The organism is Bacteroidia bacterium (assembly GCA_033391075.1).
Classification (GTDB): Bacteria; Bacteroidota; Bacteroidia; order J057; family J057; genus JAWPMV01.
On record JAWPMV010000001.1, the window covers coordinates 3,601,644 to 3,623,328 of the forward strand.

8 protein-coding genes are annotated in these 21,685 nt (G+C 42.8%); 4 read left to right on the forward strand and 4 right to left on the reverse strand.

All coding sequences use genetic code 11. The annotated features are described in order from the left end of the window. Positions 1 to 142: 142 nt before the first annotated feature. Entirely contained in the window at positions 143 to 634 is a 492-nt protein-coding gene (locus R8P61_14450) for a hypothetical protein (GenBank protein ID MDW3648266.1), read from the forward strand. A 351-nt stretch (positions 635 to 985) separates the two neighbouring features. After that, positions 986 to 3,436 (forward strand): PKD domain-containing protein, encoded by a 2,451-nt coding sequence (locus R8P61_14455; protein MDW3648267.1) that lies wholly within the window; start codon positions 986 to 988, stop codon positions 3,434 to 3,436. 74 nt (positions 3,437 to 3,510) lie between these two features. On the opposite strand, the gene R8P61_14460 is transcribed toward R8P61_14455, so the two are convergent. Further along, complete coding sequence (locus R8P61_14460) at positions 3,511 to 3,912, reverse strand: DUF4345 domain-containing protein (protein ID MDW3648268.1); 402 nt, start codon at positions 3,910 to 3,912, stop codon at positions 3,511 to 3,513. A 136-nt stretch (positions 3,913 to 4,048) separates the two neighbouring features. Further along, complete coding sequence (locus R8P61_14465) at positions 4,049 to 5,215, reverse strand: hydroxymethylglutaryl-CoA reductase (protein MDW3648269.1); 1,167 nt, start codon at positions 5,213 to 5,215, stop codon at positions 4,049 to 4,051. A gap of 170 nt (positions 5,216 to 5,385) precedes the next feature. On the opposite strand from R8P61_14465, the gene R8P61_14470 reads away from it, so the two are divergent. After that, entirely contained in the window at positions 5,386 to 6,321 is a 936-nt protein-coding gene (locus R8P61_14470) for a homoserine kinase (GenBank protein ID MDW3648270.1), read from the forward strand. Between the two features lie 52 nt (positions 6,322 to 6,373). Continuing rightward, complete coding sequence (locus tag R8P61_14475; GenBank protein MDW3648271.1) at positions 6,374 to 6,502, forward strand: hypothetical protein; 129 nt, start codon at positions 6,374 to 6,376, stop codon at positions 6,500 to 6,502. A 66-nt stretch (positions 6,503 to 6,568) separates the two neighbouring features. On the opposite strand, the gene R8P61_14480 is transcribed toward R8P61_14475, so the two are convergent. Both R8P61_14480 and R8P61_14485 read right to left on the reverse strand, forming a co-directional pair. Next, positions 6,569 to 13,150 (reverse strand): FG-GAP-like repeat-containing protein, encoded by a 6,582-nt coding sequence (locus R8P61_14480; protein ID MDW3648272.1) that lies wholly within the window; start codon positions 13,148 to 13,150, stop codon positions 6,569 to 6,571. 244 nt (positions 13,151 to 13,394) lie between these two features. Then, entirely contained in the window at positions 13,395 to 21,419 is an 8,025-nt protein-coding gene (locus tag R8P61_14485; GenBank protein MDW3648273.1) for an FG-GAP-like repeat-containing protein, read from the reverse strand. Positions 21,420 to 21,685 lie beyond the last annotated feature (266 nt).

The window sequence follows — 21,685 nt, forward strand, 5'->3', positions numbered from 1 at the left end:
TACACACCTGCTATTAGCTAATTTTATCATTCGGTCACAAGTAAGAAAATGGGCATTTTTCACCAGGAAGTGCATCTCATTTGCTTACGTTTTTCCGATTGAAACTGGTATATTTAGTTAACAAAAATCAATCTTCCTTACCATGACCTATCCTAAAAAATTCTTCTGGATTTACCTCACCACAATCTCCTTCTTCCTCGTCGGATTGCAGCATTTGCAAAAGATGAATGTATCGAGAACAAGCTCTTTCAAAAAAGTCAAAAGATCTTGTAGCCAGTTTCAGATCAAAGAACATAAAAGGCACATTATCACAGAGATTTCTACTCAAAAAAGAGTCGTTGCTCCTCTTCCGATCAGTTCTACTATGATCAAACACAATGACTTCCATTATAGCATTTTTAGCAATAAGGAAGGTTTGAACAGTGGACTGGCTCGTTACAAAAAGGTGGTAAAAACCAAAGTTAAGGTAGGCAAACACGGAGATATTAAAGCCATCAGTATCATAGGGTACCGAGGGCATTGTAAGAAAAAGAAATCACGTGAATTTCATCAAATATCGAATCAAAAATTCATTCCCGGGAAGATCAACGGCCAGGCAACTGACCTTTGGGTGAATGTAGATTTCAGATATTAGATCACGCTAAAGAATTTTTGTTTTCATTTGGTTCTCCCTGGGTAGCTAAGGCTGCTCAGGGTATTTTATTTGTAAGGAAAAGGGAGAAAATGAAGTTTTCTGGTGTTCAGGTGTTCTGGGGAGTAAGCAGAAGGGAAGAGCGTATGGGAGTGTTGTGGTGTTTTAGTGTTGTAGTTTCAGGAAGCCAACTATCGCACTACAACACTAAAACACTTCCTCCCAGCACCTGAATACGAGAACACATCAACACCTATTAGAGCACCTATTAAATAGGGTGAATCCAAAACTATTTGTACTTTTATCAGATGATCTAATTCCAATCAGGGGACAATTTGATAAGCCTGCTTTAACATGAACTCAATTAAGCTACTGTCACACTACATTTCCGCATTTATTCTCATTTTTTTACTCTCTCATTCAGGCTCTCTTCAAGGGCAATGTGTTGACAATTTTCCCTACAAGGAAAACTTTGATGCAGGTCCGGGAGGATGGGTAGCTGGCCCGGCAGCAAATTCATGGAGTTTAGGTACTCCAGCTAAAGTAATTATCAATTCGGCATCTTCAGCCCCTAATAGCTGGATCACCGGAACCCTCTTTAGCTCTTACCCAAATAATGCAGACATATATGTAGAAAGTCCCTGTTTTGACTTCAGCAATGTTGCCAATCCTTATATATCCATGAATGTATGGTGGGAATCGGAAACGGGAGAGGATGGAGCTGTGCTTGTTTCTTCCATTGATGGAGGAAATACCTGGCAAAGGGTAGGTAATTTTATTGATCCGGTCAACTGGTACAATGATAATAACATAGACGGAAGCTTCCTGGGTGGACCTCCCTGCGGATCTTTTATCGGATGGGCAGGTAGGGTAATCACCGGAAATGGTAGCCAAAGATATGTATTGGCACAAAGACCGCTGGCAGGATTGGCGGGCCAGGCCAATGTAAAATTCAGGCTCTGCTTTGCCTCCAATATCACCCTCAATTCTGATGGCTTTGCTTTCGATGATGTACTCATTGCGGATGTGCCTCTTATCGAATTGGGACCTGATCAAAGCGTTTGTTTTGGCGATACCGTCCAACTGAATGCTTGCGACCCAAGAGCCCTCGAATATCAGTGGAACACCTCACCTATTGATACCCTTTGTGAGTTGACGGCATTAGCTACTTTTGAATACATCGTACAGGTTACGGATACCAATGGTTTTATCATCCGGGACACCATGGATCTCTTTGTATCCCCTACCGATGTAGTGCTTCCTCCTGACCAATTGCTTTGTCCGGGGGACACCCTGATGCTGGATGCAGGAAATGCGGGAGCCAGTCATCAATGGCTACCGGGAGGTCAAACCACCCAAAACATAAATGTCACTGAGACCGGCACCTACAAGGTCACTGTCTCGGACAATTTCGGATGCGTAAAAGAAGACTCCATAGATGTCCTTATAGATTTTGTTCCGGATGTAGATTTGGGTAATGATACAACTATTTGTATCGGTGAATCTTTATTATTAGATGCCGGAGCTTCAAATCCGGGAACTATATATGCCTGGAATTTTAATGGGGCCAATACTCAAACCATATTTGTATCTGCTCCGCAAGAATACGTGGTAGTAGTAACCACTGCAGCCAATTGTGTAGCTACAGATTCTATTGATGTGGGCGTTTCTCTTACGCCTGTAGTTGATCTGGGTATAGATAGAAATGAATGTGGCACCTTTACCCTTGACGCTCAAAATCCCGGTTCGACCTACCTATGGTCCTCGGGAGAAACTACACAAAGGGTTACAAAAAGCGGAAGCGGAACATTTTGGGTTCGTGTAACTAATGCAGATGGCTGTTCCGATGCGGATACTGTTACCATCGGCCAGGGAACTATACCTCCGGTAGACCTCGGAGCTGATCCTATCATCTGTAATGGAAGTTCGGCCACTCTGGATCTTATGCTCAATGGCTTTGATTACTTCTGGTCAACGGGAGAAACTACCAGGAGCATTATGGTTAATACGCCTGGCGTCGTTGTCGGTCGGGTACGGAATGCTGACGGTTGTGAATCCATAGATTCCGTTACGGTTATTCAATCTCCTCTCGTAGTTGAGCTTGGGCCGGATCTTCTGATTTGTAATGGAGACAGTACTCAACTAAATGCTGGAAACACGGGTGTCAGCTATCTCTGGAATACAGGAGAAATGGATGCTTTGATTTTCCCACAAACCGGCGGACTCTACTCTGTGGAAGTTACAGGTCCTCAGGGATGTGTAGCCCGAGATACCATTACCCTGACTGCACAACCGGATTTCATCGCAGATTTTTCTGGTCCGGATTCAGCTGAATTGTTTGAGTCGATTCAGTTTATGGATGAAAGTATTGGTAATCCTGATACCTGGTTCTGGGAATTTGGAGATGGACTCAGCTCCACAGATCAAAATCCTATGCACGCCTATCAGTCCATCAATACTTTTGAGGTTTGTCTACGGGTGCGAGAAGGGGTTTGTGTAAATGTAGTGTGCAAAGAAATAGTTGTGGAGATTTTTACCGGAATAGAAGAAGAGCTCGGATTGGAACTCAATATTTTCCCTAACCCTAATGGAGGAAGATTTAACATTGATATCAGCTTACCTCAATTCCATCCATTATCCTACAAACTTCTGGATATAAGTGGTAGAGAAGTTTATAGAAAAGACCTGGGTATCTCTTCTTTCCTAAGAGAAGAAGTATCTATCCCCGGCTTAAAATCAGGTATCTACTTATTAGAATTGCAAGTTGATGAGGCATTGGTTTACCGAAAAGTTATGATTCAATAATCGTATCTCAGAAAATATAGGTTTAACAAAAAAACAGCCCGGCTAATTCCGGGCTGTTTTGCTTTTCCCTATATTTATTCAGCCATCGGATTTTGCTGTTTTCTCAACAGAATAAATCCCCAAAAGCCAATAAGAAGTTCTAGGATCATCGCGACAAAAAGCCCTTGAGACGGCATACCATCCAGCAATAAACTGAGTATTCTCCCAATTCCATAAGAAAGAAAAATCAGGCTGCTTACCAGCAGGGAAATATAGGTCCAGGCAATTCGAAATATACCGAGCAGGATCAGAAGGCTGGCAAATACAATTACAGTCCCCGATGCTCTTGTATCACTTAAAAGACTAATGTTATCCCCCAGGATAATCTCGGATTGGGCCTGAAATGAAATAGGAAAAAAGAGCAAACCTACTCCAACATATAAGCCTATGATGCTGCTCAATATCAAAAATGCCCAAACTGCTTTTGAATTTTTCATTGTATTAGGAGTTAATAATTACTACTAATACAAAGCTGAAGTATTCAGGCTAAAATGATTTGTTCGAAAAGGATTTAGATTTGTTCGAAAGAAACTTATTCTGACTTGGCCAGCTCAAAAGCCCCATAAAAACTAGTTATCGATTCCTGCCATAGCTTTCATGACTGCTTACCCATTCATCGGCGATGATCGCTCCACTCAGGGATAATTCTCCGCACAATACAGTTGCGGCAATAATTTCTGCAAGCTTATTGACCTTGCCTGCGCCAAAACAACCCATGACTTCGAGACATTCTTTCTGGGTGGCCAGGCCTGTACCTCCTCCATAGGTCGCAACGATCAAAGCAGGGATGGTAATAGAAAGGTAGTAATCTCCATTTTCTCGTATTTCTCCATGCAAAATACCCGCAGAACTTTCCGCTACATTTGCTACGTCCTGCCCTGTCGCGATAAAGATGGCCGTGATTCCATTTGCGGAATGAGAGCCATTATTTATAGAGCCAGATAGCATACTTCCCACATTTGAAAGTTGGCGTTGATAATGCATGGCTTTGGCTGTAGTTCCCAGATTTTCCTCCACCAATTTAGCAGGCAAAACAATTTCGGCTACTACTCGCTTTCCTCTTGAATTGAGGGTGTTTACCTGTGAGTGTTTTTTATCTGTATCAAAATTGGCGGCCAGGGAAAAGTGTCGAAGTCCTTCCAATCCCTGACTGAGCATCCAATTACAGGCTTTATGAGCTGCTTTAGTTACCATATTTTGCCCCGCTGCATCTCCCGTTGTAAAATTGAATCGTAACCATCGCAGATTACCTGCAGAATATTGCTCAATATCCCTCAACTTTCCCACGGAGGTAGTCTCTTCCGCTTTGGCTTTGATTTGCTCAAAATTTTCATCTACCCATGCACCAAACTTCTTTCCATATCGAGCATTTTCAAATACAAAAATCGGCGCACGCTGCATGGCATCATCTACTACTGTAGTGGTGATCCCTCCGGCAAGACGCGTCAACTTCATTCCCCGATTATAACTAGCCACCAGGGTACCCTCTGTCGTCGCCATGGGAACATAAAAGTCACCTACTGCATATTCACCATTTACTTGTAAAGGACCAGCAAATCCTATGGGGACCTGAGCGACTCCACTGAAATTTTCAATATTGCCGGGGAGGATGTTCGGGTCAAATGAATAAGAAGAGAGATGTGTGAGATCTGCCTGGCTCTGTTCTTTAATAAATTCCTGGCGCCTGGCAGCCATTTCACGGGTATAGTCGTTTTCTTTGGATCGAGGTAGTTTAGCCATGTCTATTTTTTATAATCCACTAAAAAAGACATTTGCCTTCTGAAAACAAAAAAAGAGCTGTTTAGCTTGGATAGAGGATTTTAAATTGAGGAGCCGGATAAGTTTTTTGTAAGCATTCCTTTCTTTAACTTGCCGCGATTTTTCCCTGCCCTCGGGATAAAGATCGAATTATGAAAAATGAAGTACATGTATTTGCACCCGCCAGTGTTGCAAATGTAGCTTGCGGGTTTGACACCCTGGGATTTGCCTTACAAAGACCCGGTGATGATGTAATTGCCCGTTTCTCCGACACCCCCGGATTGAGGATCACAAAAATCCTGGGAGATGAGGGAAAACTTCCATTGGAAGCAGAGAAAAATACAGCAGGAGTTGCTGCCCTTTCTCTAATGAATCAACTGGATCTCAAGATTGGGGTCGAAATGGAAATCCATAAAGGAATTCCCATTGGTAGTGGGCTGGGATCCAGCGCATGCAGCGCAGTTGCAGGAGCAATGGCGATCAATGAATTATTGGAAAGACCTCTGAGCAAACAGGAGTTACTGCCTCATGCGCTTGAGGGGGAAGCTATTGCCAGTGGAGGAGATATTCATGCAGATAATGTGGGGCCCTGTCTATTGGGAGGCATGCAATTGGTGAGGAGTAATCTAGAATATGATGTCATTACCATTCCCACACCCAAAGATCTTTATGCCGCAGTAGTACTTCCGGAATTGGAAATCCTGACTGTAGAGGCCAGAAACATCCTCCGCAAAGAAATCCCTATGAAGGAAGCTATCACTCAATGGGGGAATGTAGGAGGGATAGTTGCAGGTTTGATGCAGGGAGATTATGCCTTGATTGGTAGATCACTGCAGGATGTGATCGTAGAGCCCTATCGAGCGAAATTGATTCCGGGCTTTTACAAGGTAAAAAAAGCAGCTTTGGATCAAGGAGCACTAGGATGTAGCATCTCAGGAGCCGGACCTTCCATTTTTGCGCTCTGTGAAGGCGATGAAACAGCTTTCAAAGTCGGGATTGCCATGCAGCAAGCTTTTCAGGCGGAGGGAATTGGGGCCCAAAGATTTATTTCGACCATAAACACCCATGGTGCCCAGCGTATAAAATAAGCGCGGGAGTGACATCGTTTATATTCTACGTCTTAAGAGAAATTACTAGAATATGAATAGGGAAATTTTACCTGAAGAAAGAAAGACTGAACCCGTAAAAAAAGGCCTGGATGTCGAGCTATTTTTTTACCTGACGCTGGCCATTGGTTCGGTGTTTTTGTTACTCATCAGTTTTAGTTAAAAAAAATCGCCGCATAGTTGCGGCGATAACACACAGACAAAAATCTGCTTCTCTCAATTATCACACTTATTTTATAATCAGTTTCTGGGTATAACATCTGCCGAAAGGATCATAAGCCCTCAGCAAATACATCCCTGAACTCATTTTATCTCTTTGGAGCAAGAAGCTTTGGGTACCTACTTTGGCTTCTAGCAGTTTCCTGCCTTCCAAATCGTAGATTTCGTAGTGATCCGTATCTATAAGCAATTCCGGGTTTTCTTTGTAGCGAAGCCTTGCCAAACTCTCTGTTTCCAGAGGATTCGGACTGAGCCAGAGTTCAAATAAATTCTCCCTTGATAACTCTTCAAGACTGGTGATGCGATTTTGAACCGTATTCGTTTCGATAAAGGCATTGTAATCAAATTGGATGGAGGCTTTATTTTCGATCAAGCTTCCTACAGCCAATCCCGGCTGAGGCTGTATCTGGAACTCAACAAAGCCGTGGCTTGCGGGTTCATTTGCATTCGAATCCGGCAGGAAAATTCGGTCAAAGGTGAACTTCAAGATACGATCTTCGGATACTCCATAATCAAAGTCATGGCTGGCACCCAGAATTTTCAGGCTGGACAAATCCAGGTTTTCAGGAATGCTGTCTTCTATTACCACCCACGTAGCGAAGTAATTGCCAACATTCTGAAAGCGAATCTTGTAGGTAAGGCTGTCAGACGCCAGGATGTTTCCTTCCGGGCTTACGAGGATATCATTCGGATCTACTGCTCCTACGATTTCGTTTACATCGATGGTCAGATTATTTGCCAGATTGCAGTCATCAGGAGGATTTCTGAAGTAGGACCTGCTCTCGGCCATTTTTCCGATTTGAGCATCAACAGAAACCGAATCTTTGACCATGATGGTCTTCTGGTCCATGGATTCTAGTCTTCCTACGTACCAAACGTATTCGGTATAGTCGGTATACACATTCTTTTCGTCCCAATTCAAATCCGCAGATTGAACTACTATATCATTGTCAAACTCGACCACAAGCTCCAAACTATCTGCGGCTATCGCTCCCCGGTTTAGATAAGAAACTGCATAGGTATTGACAAAGCCTCTCCTCAGCGCAGTACTGGACAAATAGGTTAGCAAGTCAGGCTTCGAGCAAGCGGCTTGCATAGCAAAATTTTTCCCACAAAAAGACAAGGAACCCGATCTATTTGCACTTTCATATACAATCGTATGAGCTAGCGCACAGTTTTGGGTAATAGACCAATCTGAATTGGGAGTGGTGGAAACCGTGTAAGTTCCATATTGTCGATAGATGCGGTATTCACCGGAATCGTTGGTTGTTACGTATTTGGGTCCTGGCAGTACTTCCAGAAGCATATTCGGTATACCTGCTTCTCCGCTGTCTTGCACACAGTTTTGGTTTGCGTCATAAAAAACGACCCCACAGATTTCAGCTCCATCAGCCTCAACTATCGTCTGGCAATCATCGGTTTGCACATTGGTTAGCACTTGTTCGAAACCGGAAGGCCAATCAATAACAATGGAGTCAATGTTTTGGGCATTTCCCAATCCGAAATAGGCGTTAAGGCTGGATTGTCCACTTGCTCCTCCCCCACTCTGGCTATTGATTTCACGCGTTTGCCAGATGCTATTCCCATTTACTCTCGCCTTCAATCTGATCTTTGCTCCGATGGCAGATTTATTTGACCGAACCCCTTCTAATTCTATACACTTCCAGCTGAGACATGGATTGGCATCATTGGTATATAAGGTATTATTCTGATCTCCCTGATTGGCCAGGAACAAATCCAGGTCTCCATCCCTGTCGTAATCCGCGCTTGCTACTGCCATGGTGTTTTCAGCGTCCCCATCAAATAGATCACTTTTACGGAAACTCCCATCCCCATTATTTACATAAAAGAAGTTTTTGAAGCCCGCATTATTGCCCACAAAAAGATCAAGGTAACCGTCTTTGTTCATATCCAGCCAAACACTGCCATGGGAATGCCCTCCATCGTTTACAATAATGGACGTATACTCTTTGGAAAAGCTCCCGTCTCCATTGTTGTTGTAAAGGAAATTGTTTTCTCCACCTGCATTAGCAACGAATAGGTCCATGTCGCCATCATTATCGTAATCGCCCCAGGAAGAGCCGGTAGATTTCCCCCCATCATTTACAATGTCGCCTGAAGTAATTTTGGTGAAGCTTCCATTGCCCTCATTGTGGTAAAGGGAATTATTATCTCCTCTATCATTGGGTACAAAGAGGTCTTGTAAACCGTCATTGTCATAATCTGCCCAAGTCGCTCCTATGGAAAACTTGGCTTCCAGCGCTATGTCATTATTGGTAGCTCTGCTAAAGCTCCCGTTTCCGTCATTGTGATATAGCTGGTTGTATCGGGTAGGCATATAATCTGAGACAAAGAGGTCCAGATTCCCATCATTGTCATAATCCACCCAAACGGCATTATGGCAATAGCCCTGGTACTCACTAAGGTCTCCAATGTTATCTCTCCGACTGAAGCTTCCATTGCCCAGGTTTTCGTAGAGATGGTTGGTCGCCCTGACATTATTCGCAATAAAAAGATCCTGGTCACCATCGTTGTCATAATCTCCCCAACTTGCACCAGCTGCTGAGCCTAAATCGGTGAGGATTGAGCCCAGGTTACTAGCCTCGGTAAATTGGCCGTTGCCATTGTTCGTATAGATTTTGCTACTTTCCCAGTGATTATATTCCCCAACAAAAAGATCTTCAAATCCATCTCCATTGTAATCTCCCCAGGCTACGGACCAGTTATTACCAGAAGCATCTGTAAGGCCTGCAATTTGGGTTTTACTGATCCGAAGGTTCACATCGTAGGGAACACTGACTGAAGGCAATTCTTCTCCACAGGAAGCATAAGAAGTGGTTGAAAAGCTGATCAAATCACCCGCCTTGTAATCCGCTTCATTTTTTACACGAAAAGCTATTTTAACTCGATTCTTTGAGGTATTTGTTATGCCGACCAATCCTTCATTGGCGATTTCCGTTATTTCATCGTTCAGCACTATTTCAAAGCTGTTCCCATTTAAGATGGGATCACTCATAGAAGTCCAGTTCCCACTCAGAGGGTACAAAATCTGTGTACTACCCGAAACCAGACTCATAGAATTAGCTGCTGGCAATTGAACATCGAGATTGATATCATTCACATAACCCAGTTTTACACTGGCAAGCTCTACTTCAATATCTGTATAGATTTCGCAATTAAGGTTTTCTCTTACTCCACTCAACCTCATTTGCAATTGAGCATCTTCCGGATCAACTTCCAGCGGCAGGCTGGAATAACTACAGGAAAAATCAGCGAAGGTAGCAGGGAAGGCAGTACACTCATAGCCTGCATCTACCATGATAGAGCTTGGTGCGCAAGCAGAGTAATTTGCTTTGATCAGGTAGGTCTTGGTTTGACCAGAAGAAATGCTACCGATTCGGTAGATATCTCCATTCAGTTGCAGGCTATCTCCTGAACTTGCGTCAACAACAGCATTTATGGTAACGTCCTCATTGGGAATTCTGAAATGCATCCAGCTATAGTCTACACCTGCACCATTGGGCTTTACTTTCACCGTCCAGCTAATTTCCTTTTGCAATCCATCAATAGAAGGAGTCGGTGTAGTTAACTGAAGATTTGCAGGAGAAAATCTGATCCGATCGGGATTGCTTTCGTACCACTCAGTTTCGCTTCCCGATAGAAAGTCTGACTCCTGGAAGCTAAATTTCCAATCTACGTCCTGATAGGTATTTTCCGGCACATCACAGGATGGCGCCAATTCTACATAAAAACTCCCTCGGAATCCATCATCACTCAATAGAATATTTCCTCCATAACCTTCAAAGTATTGTTCGAGGTCAAAGAAATAGGTATTCCCTGCACTTGAATCCGGCTGGATATTATTTTGGGTTTGGGTGGAACTTACATTTGTATAGCGCGTTCTACGGTGGCGCATATAAATGTCCTTGATCGTATAGTGGTCGGGAATGGTAAACTGCGCCTGTTTCACATGGGCCCAGTAACGGTATTCATAAGGGAATAGGTTTCCTCCGTTATAGTTTGAACAGCAATCTCCGATACTCAGCTTAAAATCCTGGTTGATGACCCTGGAACACGCATTGATAGTATAGTTTGTTCCTTTTTCATTGACAAAGTAATATCCAATGAGGGTAAAGCGACCGCCCCAATTATTACAAACGTATTGTTGATTCAAGGATGGGCTTGCGACATCGCTTATGTATAATTCATTCTCTACATCTACCTGAACTACAGTTCCACCTATATTGCCACTTACTTTATACTCTACTTTTAGCCATACCGAATCAAGATCATCAAATTCGTAGCCAATAAATGAGCTACAAAGGTTTTCCAGAACAGCAGGACTGAAATCATAGGTAAAGCTTCTGTTTTCTCCCTGATCTGTATAATTCATGCCAATCTGATCGCAGGAAATATATGAGGAAGTGGATTGATCATATATAATGAGTTCCGCCCGAACAGGACTTAGGTTCACACCTTTTTCAATGGTTGAACTTGCAGAGCCATATCGCCAATTGGTGTTGGCGGAAGCTGACTTGACCAGGCCACTAAATACTGCTTCAAGGGTATCACCATACATCAGCCGCTGTTCTCTTACTTTGCTCATATCCAAACTCCCTCCATTATCCGCTTTACCATCCTGATTGTTGTCAGGAAGTCCAAAACTGCTCCTTTTTATACTATAGGAATTAAATGCGATTCCTTCTGTACAATTGCCAGGACATTTGATTTCCGTAGTCGTTGTCTGCGTACATAGAAAAGGCATAACGCAAGCCGAGCTACAGTTTGTATCAGGTACATAGTAGATGTCCAGACTCAGTTGCACTTCACTTGAACCCTGAGGCAAGGCAGAACAATCAGCTTGTAAATTCAGCTGTATTTCCGATTTGGGAAGGTTAAAGGGAAGTGGACTTGGATATTTGGCTGTAAGGATCCGACTGCTATTATCATAAATTACAGACATAGGCGTCCAGGTATTCACCCCACTTTTAAAGCTTAGGTCAGTAGGATCATTGTTCCATAGAAGGCCTTGTGGAATGCTGAAGGCTAATTCATAGTGTGCTCCTACTCCTTCTGGGAATTCGTTTTTGAAGCTTGAGATGGTAAATAGGTATTCCCCTTCCTGACCATTGCCTAAATCAGAAGGACTTTCCACAAAAGTTGTCATCTGCCCCCTCAGGTCATTTTCCCCAAGCTGGCTTTTTGTTTGAAGCCCACTTTGGCACACATCATTGTAGTTAAGCTCTGTTTTCCATCCTGTATTGGTTTCATTATTACAGACATTCACACAACAACTGATCGTGTTCCAATTAATTACTATTTCATCAGCACTTTCCATATCCGGAAGGTTCAATTCCATTCGACCAATTGGATTGCTACCCAAACAAGCATAGGCTCTATTCTCCTGGGTATTCCAAAGTTGAGTGGGGACTATTTTTGTCGCGGCCCCTCCATTGATTTTTATTGTGATAGAGGAAGTATCGATCCGGGAAAAAATATTTTGATTGTATCCTCCTCCGGTAGATTTCCAGATATCGAGTAAAACATCTACTGCTTTTCCATTGCCGTTGTTTTTCAGGATAATTTCCTGGGTGTTTGGATTTCCATCTCCATAGCAAGCGGCTTGTGAAGCCTGGGTATTCAAAGAGATATTAGGCAATTCCAAAGAAATGCTAATATTGGCATTCATCGTCGCATCTACCACCGTATCATTTTCGCAATACCAAGCCGCATGTATACTAGAATTTATAGTATGGGCTTCACAACCTGATACTGCAAATGTCTCTATAAACTCCAAACTTTCGTTGGTATCAAAGAAAGCGTCCCCGTTTCCGATATTTTGGAAATCGTTTCCGCTAAAGAAAATTGTATCCTTTGTGTTATTAATAGTACCCAAACTACTTGCTATCAATTCGATGCCTGTAGCATGCGTATCGCTAATGAAGAATGAACTTAGTTTTCCATATCCTCCATTTACAATCTTGATATTTCTCGTGCTTGTTGCCCCACTGTTAACGGTCTGGTTGGCCGGACTAATTTTGATAATGCTTAGGGCGGGATAGAGAGCATTGTATGGGACACTCAGATCCTCTTTATCCCCTTCATTTGCTACAAGCTCCACCCGATTTTGCAATACTCCTCCAGATAAAATGCTATTCATCGCAGGGATAGAGGCTTCATAAGAAATACTAAATCCGGCAGAAGCTCCGTCTGCCAGATCATTCAGGCGAAAAACAGGAGCCTGTGGATTTGAGATGTCGTATTCATATACCCCCAGACTAGAAGTATCCTGAAGACTGCCTGGTATGTAGCTAATTCCTGTTGGTAAATAAATGCTGATTTCCTGGCCACTAAGTGTAAAACCCGAGGCATTGAGATAGCTGATTCCAAACTCCTGGCTTTCTGCGCAAACACTTATTTCCAGAGGAGTGTCAAAAGTGAAATAAACTTCGCTTAATTCAGCCCGGAAAAGATTGCTCATCATCAAAAGGCCAGGAATTAGAAATAAAAATAAGTAGTTCTCTTTCTTGAGAAGCCTGGCTTGTGAAGGAGTAAAGAATGGAAACCGAATTAGCTTGTATGGGTTCTTCATTGGCCTTAACCGTAAATCTCAATTGTTTATAAGGGTAAACTCTCTTACTATCTTACAATGAGATTCCAATTAGGTGCCAATTAGAAAAAGTGCGAATAGACTAATTGAGGGCTCTTTTATCCTGAGCAGTTTTCCATTTTTTGGAAGATCAACCAAATCTCGGATAAAAATTGCCCGACTTCCAACATAAAAAAACTCCCTGCACCAATGGCACAGAGAGCTCCAAATACAATCTTAATCTATATTATTTTACTTCCAGTTTTTCCGTATAGGAGAAACCATTTTTGTCGTATGCTTTTACGAGATAAAGTCCTGCTTTCAGCTGGCTTTTTCGAATGGAAACGGAGCTGGCATTCAAGTCTTTACTTGCGCTCAACAGGCTTCCACTAAGGGTATAAATCTCTAGTTTGTCTATATCTATTCGAATACCGGCATCCTCAATATGTCTGATCTCAGCCTGCGCTTCCACTTCCAGGGGATTGGGGCTCACACTCAGATAGAGTTTGTTTTGCTCAGCCCACTCCAAGGAATTCACGACCTGGTTTTGAACCGTATTAGTAATGATGAACTCATTGTAGTCAAACTGAATGGCTGCTCTATTCTCGATCACAGTACCAGCAGGAATCGCCTGACCGGGTTTGATCTTGTATTCGATAAAACCATGACTGGCTGCCTCATTGCTATTGCTATCAGGCAAGAATATGCGGTCAAAGGTAAAGCTGATCACACGGTCTTCTGAAATCTGGTATTTATAATCATGACTGGCTCCTTGCAGCTCAAAGCTGGCGAGGTCGAGAAAAGGAGAAATGGTATCCTGGATAAAGACTCGCTGCGCAAATTTGGTTCCCACATTCTGGAAACGAATCTTATAGGTCAACTCATCATCCTTTTCAATCGCACCTTTTGGGAATACAAGTATGTCGTTGGGATCTACTGCACCCACCACTTCATTGTAATCGATGCGCATGTTATTGGTCAGATCACAATCGTCGGGTGGATTGCGGAAATATGCCCTTACTTCTGCTTGCTTGCCCAGGGTTGCTGTTGCAGAAACAGAATCCGTGATCATAATCGTCCCCTGCTGCATCGGATTCAGTTCGCGAAGGTTCCATACATATTCCGTCACGCTTGTCCCCCTGGTCATTTGATTCCAGGGCACATCCGAACTCAGGGGAATGATGTCATTGTCAAATTCTACAACGAGTTCGAGATTTGAAGCACCCAAAGCTCCTCTATTGAGGAAAGATATCGCATAGCTATTTCTAAAACCTCTACGAAGAGCTGTGCTACTCAAATAAGTAACCAAATCCGGTTTTGGACAGCTTGGACTCATCGCAAAGTTCTTTCCACAGAATGAAAGTGAACTGGCTTTATTTGCACTTTCATAGACGATGGTATGAGAGCTATCACAACTGCTTACATTGGACCACTCATCTGTGCTGATGCTGTTTATGGAATAGGTACCGTATTGACGGTAGATTCTGTATTCTCCGCTATCATTGGTCGTTACGTATTTAGGACCTGGCAGTACTTCCAGCAAAATATTCGGTACACCAGGTTCTCCCTGATCCTGCTGGCAGTTGCCATTGAGGTCATAGTAAACGACTCCACATATTTCTGCTCCATCTTCTTCGATGACTGTTTGGCAATCATTGAGAGAGACATTGGTTAAATGCTGCTCAAAGCCTGAAGGCCAATCGATGATAACAGAGTCTATATTGCTGGCATCTCCCAGACCGAAGTAGGCGCGGATGGTAGACTGACTACTGGAACCGCCCCCCGTCTGTGTACTGATTTCTCTCGTTTGCCATACACTCTTGCCGTAGATGGTGGATTTGATCCTTAGCTTGGCACCTACAGCCGACTTATTCGAACGCACACCTTTCAATTCGAAGCACTTCCAACTGATACAAGGATCGGCTTCATTGTTATAAATGGTATTGTCCTGATTTCCATGATTTGCCAGGAATATATCGAGGTCTCCATCTATGTCATAATCCGCGAAGGCAACTCCCATGGTATTTTCCAAATCCTCATCAAACATCTCACTTCTGCGAAATGTGCCATCTCCATTGTTGACATAGAAGAAGTTTACATTGCCTGCATCATTTCCGACAAACAGATCGAGGAATCCATCTTTATTCATATCTGCCCATCCACTTCCATGGGAATGGCCTCCCTCCTGAGTAATGATGGAGGTATAATTTTTAGTAAAAGAACCATCTCCATTGTTTACATAAAAGAAGTTGTTCTGATTACTAGCATTGGTTACAAAGAGGTCCAAATCACCATCATTGTCATAATCTCCCCAGCTACTCCCGGTAGAATTCCCTCCATCATTTACGATATTTCCCTCAGTAATTTTGGTGAACTGACCATTGCCTTCATTGTGGTAGAGAGAGTTATTATCATCTCTGCCATTTGGAACAAAGAGGTCCAGCAATCCGTCATTGTCATAATCTGCCCAGGTAGCTCCCATAGAGAATTTGGCTTCCAAAGCGATGGGATTGTCTGTTGCACGGCTGAAGGTTCCATCTCCATTGTTATGGTAGAGTTGGTTATAACGGGTAGGCATATAATCCGACACAAAGATGTCCAACCATCCGTCATTGTCATAATCTATCCAGGCAGCATTGTGGCAATATCCTTCGTAGCTACTGATATCTCCGATGGAATCCTGACGAGTAAATGTTCCGTCTCCATTGTTTTGGTAAAGGTGGTTAACTGCACGTACGTTATTGGACACAAAGAGGTCAAGATCACCATCATTGTCATAGTCGCCCCAGCTTGCCCCTGCGCTTGCTCCTTTGTCCTGGATGGGCGCACCTGCAGTTGTTGAAACGGTGAATTGGCCGTTTCCATCATTTATGTAAAGCTTACCAGCTTCCCAATGATTAAATTCTGCGACATAGAGGTCTTCGTAACCATCATTGTTGAAATCTCCCCAGGCGCCACTCCAGTTGTTTCCTTTATCATCAGTCAATCCGGCAATCACAGGTCGGGTAAACTTCATGTTTACATCGAAAGGAACTGTGATACTTGGTAATGGCTTTCCACAGGGTTCGTAAGAGTTTGCTACGATGGTAATGAGATCACCGGCTTTGTATCCACTTTCGTTTTTGATTCTGAAAGCAATCTTCAAGCGATTTTTAGCTGTATTGGTAATACCGACCATACCGTCATAAGCGATCTCGGCAACTTCATTGTTGATATCAATCGTAAACTCGTCATTGCTTACTGTCGGATCCTGGATGTAGTTGTATGATCCGCTGATGGGATACTTGATTTTGGTACTATCGCTTACCAGGCTCATGGAGTTATTGCCCGGAAGCAATACTTTCAACTGAATATCTCCTACATAACCTTGCTTTACACTGGCCAATTCAACTTCTATATCTGTATAAATCACACAGTTCTCACTGAAACGATCTCCTTTCAATCTCATTTGCAATTCAGCTGGCTCTGGCTCTACTTCCAGTTTCGTCTGGGTATAGCTACACTTGAAGTTTGCAAAGCTGTCGGGATAAGCCGAACATTCGTAACCGGCAAATACATCTATATAGGTGGGTTGACAAGCAGAGTAACGAGCATTGATCGATAGCTTTTTGGTGGCATTGGAAGAAATAGCTCCCAATTTGTAGATATCGCCGCTGTACTCAAGCGTATCTCCACTAGCCTGATCCACAATAGATGTTATCGTTACATCATTATTTGGAGCCTTTACATGCACCCAACTATTGTCAGATCCACCTCCTCCGGATTTCACGTTCAGGGTCCAACTGATATTCTTGCCTAAACCGTCAATGATGGGTGTAGGAGAAGATAGCTGCAGTGATGGGGGCGAAAAGCGGATTTGATCCGGATTTGAGATATACCAATCAGTCTCGCTGTTTGACAACCACTCCGATTCCTGGAAGGTAACCTTCCAATCTACGTCCTGGTAAGTATTTTCCGGCACATCACAAGAAGGAGCCAGTTTCACATACAAGGTCGCACGGAAACCGTCATCGCTCTTAATCACACTTCCTCCGTGTCCGTCGAAGAATTGCTCTATGTTCAAGTGGTAGGTGTTCCCTACTACTGAATCCGGTTGAATGTTACTGATCGTTTTGGTGATCGAAGAATTGGTATGCTTGGTAGCTCTATGCTTCATGTAGATATCCAATACTTCGTAGTGATCCGGAATGGTAAACTGAGCTTTGTTGATATGCGCCCACTGCCTGTATTCATAGGGGAATAAGTTTCCTCCGTTGTAGTTAGAACAGCAATCCCCTATGCTCAATTTGAAATCCTGATTGATTACTTTGTTACAGGAAGAGATGGTGGTTTTGCTTCCTTTTTCATTCACAAAATAGTAGCCGATCATGGAAAAGTTCCCTCCCCAATTGATGCAGGAGAATTTATCGCTGCTATTTGAAGGATTTTCTACATCACTCAAATAGATATCCGTATCTATTTTGGCCTGTTCAATTTTTCCCCCAATATTTCCGCTCTGCAAATAGTCGATGTCTAACCAAATGCTATCACCATCCTCAAAGAGAAATTGGTCAAAGTCAAAACTTTCTTCGTCTAAATCCAGATTAACCGGATATACCAGTCCTGGCGATTCGGCCGAATTGGGATTATTCGCAGTCCAGTTGTTGTTGATATTGTCCAAATCTGTATTCGAATTTGCAGATTGAACGTCCCCTGAAGGCAAGATGACAGAAACGGGATAAACAAGTGCGATTTCCGGTATATCGACCAATATATCCAGGTAGCCATTTTTTTCTAAGAGTGCTTCTTTACAGTCGAGGTAAAGGCTACTCAATTCCCTATCGGATGAAATGGATAGCCTTTGATTATTTTTGGTCTGGACACTTAGGGGAAATTCCAACTGAGGCCAGCTAGCAGCTCCGGGATTAGCATCCACCCAATTATCTATTGCAGTTTCCAGGGCCGATTCTGTTTGATAGCTGATGTTCGATCCACCGGGATAGTTAACCTGAACCGGATAAACCAAGTCAAAACATTTTCCATACAGCTCAGAATTGCAATTTACCTGACTGAGGGTGATCTGGTCTGCAACTGTACATTGGCTGTCCTTATTTCTAACTAGCACATCATAGCTTGCAGCAGTCAATCCGCTGAAATTAGGAGAATCCTGAAAAGTCTGACCATTATCTATGCTGTATTCCAGGCTGCCTCCCTGAGCAGATATAGAAATCGTTCCATCGTTTAAGTCCGGACACGAAGCCGCAGTCGGAGAAGAAGGACTAATTGAGGTGATAGAAGGAGTTTCACAGGAAGCATCTTCGCAGTCAATTTTCCCATCTCCATCATCGTCTATCCCATTGTTGCAAATTTCATTCAGGGCAGAAGCCGTAAAGCTTATGTCTCTTCTTCCACTACCGCCAGTCTTACAAACCATGAGATAGGCATAGCTTTGATCTGTTGTAAAAGTAAAGGTACTTCCACTACTTACTTCATGATCAGGGCTACTACAATCATCCACAGAACAATTATCATCCGTCAGGTAAAAATTTGTATTACCTGAAGATTGAGAGACAACTTCAATTTCCATGGTAGTTCCTGAAACATAATTGGGATGTGAGCTCAGGTCAATGAAGATTTTTGCGCAAGCCTGTTTGTTGCTACCCGTAGGTACTCCGCAACCACAATCCGTATCCGTCTGAACGCCATTTGCATTGCTTCCGTCTGTGCATCCATTTTCATCGCATCTCAACACATTGCAATCATCGCAATCTGCAAGTATGGCATCGGTTCGAGGAAAATCAGGGATGAGAACTTTAGCCTCTTCAAAAGAGGCAATTGCCGTTTTTTGTTTAAAGTCATGCTCCTTTCCCAAAGCATAAATACCGGAATTGGGTGCATAAGGTTCTAAATTGTCCCTGAGAGCTAAATAGCCTTTAGCTCTGTTTTCTGCAGCCTTAAATTTCCGTATGCTTTGAACCATTTCCTTTCGGGAAGATTTGGTCCTGGAAAGGCTGTCTTTTATGTCTGCAGGTGTAAAGTCGTAATAAAAGGTCTGATCTTCACCTGAAATGCTGCTTGTTACTTTTACACTATCGCTGCTTCTATATAAACCAGCAGATTGATCGTATACCCTGAGACTTGCGCCTACATGGCTAAGGTTTTTTCCCAGTAGAATGGAGTTTGACGCATAGCCATAGGGAAAGCCGATACTACCTGATCTTTCCGACACCTTCGCGACAAAGGTGGTTCTCAGGGTATCCCCAACCATAATTCTGTTGGTTTTCACTTTGCTCATATCCAAAGACGAAGATCCATCAGGGCTTCCATCCTGGTTGTAGTCCGGCAAGCCAAAACTTGTTCTTCTGGCATCATAAGAAATCAGGGATAAGCCTTCCTCACATTCGTCTGGACAAACAAGCTGAGTTGTTGCCAAACTGCTGCATAGAAAAGGAATCAAACAGCCATCTGTACAGCTAGTGTCTGGAATATAATTGACAGTCATCTGAAGATCGACTTCGCTAGTCTCACTATTAATCTCTCCGCAGTCTACACTTAGTATCAGTCCTATTTCTGCTTTAGGCAGATTGAAGGGGGCGGGATGAGGATAGCTCGCGACAAGCTCACGCTGGTTTTGGTCGAAGCTTATAGAAGATGCCGTCCAGCTTTTTGTTCCACTTGTAAAAGTCAGATCAGACGTATTTCCACTCCATGCAAGGCCCTGAGGGATCTTAAATACCAGTTCGTAATTTGCTCCAGGCCCTGCAGGAAGTTTATTGCTGAAACTTGAGATGGTAAAGTTGTAGTTTCCTTTTTGTCCTACACTGAGGTAGTAAGGATTCTCTACAAAGACGGTCATATTCCCTCTCAAATCATTCTCGCCAACTTTAGATGTAGTTTTCACCTCTGTCTCGCATGCATCTGTGTATTTCACCTGAGTTTTCCATCCTGTATTAGTTTCGTTGTTACATACATTGATGCAACAATTGTAAACGTCCCAGCTAATTAAAGCTGTTGCCTGAGGTGAGAGCTCAGGCAAATCCAGAAGTACTCTTCCGATGGGATTAGATCCCAGGCATGCATAATCTCCTGTATTTTTGGTAGTATAAACCAATCGAGGCTCGATTTTTTCAGCAGCTCCTCCATTAACAGAGATCATCAAACTCGAAGTATCGAATCTGCTGAATATATTTTCCGTGTAGTTCCCTCCGGTTGATTTCCAGATGTCAAGTTCAACATCTATGGCTATGCCCTGTCCGTTATTCTTTACGGTGATCTCCTGTGTATTTGCTGTAGAAGGACCGAAACAAGTAGAGATTGAATTATTCGTTGATAGACTTAAGGAGGGCAATTTCAAGCTGGTGCTGATATTCGCATTCATAGTTGCGTCCACAATGGTTTCTCCTTTGCAGGACCAACCCGCATCTATGGAAGAACTAATGGTATTGCCAGAACATCCGAAAGCCAGTATCCTTTCAGTAATTATGAGGGTCTCATTGTTGTCGAAAAAATTATCTCCGTTTCCAATTCCTGTAAAGTCTGCTCCACTTAAAAATATGGTGTCTTTAGTAGGGTTGATTTGCCCCAAATCAGTGCCTACCAATTCGATTCCATCGCCATGAACATCCGTCAGGAAGAAAGAGGATAGTTTCCCATAGCCCCCATTGACAACTTTGATAGTCCTGCTTGCTGTATCTCCACTAACCAGACTTTGATTGGCTGGATTGATTTTGATGATGTTTAGCGCGGCATATAAAGCATTGTAAGGAGCAGAAAGCGATTCTACTACTCCTTCATTACTTTCGAGGATTACTTTGTTCTGAAGGCTTCCTCCATTTAGTATTTCATTCCTTGCAGGAATGGATATTTCGTAATCGATACTAAAACCTACCGATTCCCCATCTGGCACATCGTCGAGTGTAAATACCGGATTGCAAAGATCCCTTATATCGTCTTCTATAATATTGTATAGTGAGGTATCATTTAGACTGCCGGCTATATATTTAACCCCTGCAGGTAGCTCTACAGTTATTTCCTGATTGGTAAGTGAAAAGCCAGTCGTATTGAGGTACTCTATAGAAAAGGTGTAGGCGTCGGAACAAACCGTAACCTCCAGAGGCACTTCCATGGATAAGAAGACATCCTCCAAAGGCTGATTAGAGAGGGTGGAGAAGAAAAACAATGCTGCCATGATGAATATGATGACAGCATCTGTAATAACAGATGTTTTTAATCGGGTCTCCAGGCGAAGTTTCTTACGGGGCTTATCTGAATTTTTCGGAGTAAAGTTGTTCAATACGCAGAGCTTTATTTAATCGTTGTGCAATAATAGCTCTATGCGACATCAATTCGAGTTCGTTTATTTTACATATTAAACATATTACAGCTCATGTAATATTTTCATCAAACTATAAGCCTTAATAATCCTCAAAGCTGATTTCCATCTCATTGGGTCTTGAGATCGATAAAATTTCAGCTTGATTCCATGTAAGGAAATAAAAAAAAATCGTAGCAAAACATACATTTGCTACGATTTTTCGAAATAAATATATCTTTAGGGAA

Excerpts from the sequence above, each read along its gene's own strand:
- R8P61_14470 (MDW3648270.1), top strand. The coding sequence starts at position 5,386 with ATGAAAAATGAAGTACATGTATTTGCACCCGCCAGTGTTGCAAATGTA.
- R8P61_14465 (MDW3648269.1), bottom strand. The coding sequence starts at position 5,215 with ATGGCTAAACTACCTCGATCCAAAGAAAACGACTATACCCGTGAAATG.
- R8P61_14455 (MDW3648267.1), top strand. The coding sequence starts at position 986 with ATGAACTCAATTAAGCTACTGTCACACTACATTTCCGCATTTATTCTC.
- R8P61_14460 (MDW3648268.1), bottom strand. The coding sequence starts at position 3,912 with ATGAAAAATTCAAAAGCAGTTTGGGCATTTTTGATATTGAGCAGCATC.
- R8P61_14475 (MDW3648271.1), top strand. The coding sequence starts at position 6,374 with ATGAATAGGGAAATTTTACCTGAAGAAAGAAAGACTGAACCCGTAAAA.
- R8P61_14450 (MDW3648266.1), top strand. The coding sequence starts at position 143 with ATGACCTATCCTAAAAAATTCTTCTGGATTTACCTCACCACAATCTCC.
- R8P61_14480 (MDW3648272.1), bottom strand. The coding sequence starts at position 13,150 with ATGAAGAACCCATACAAGCTAATTCGGTTTCCATTCTTTACTCCTTCA.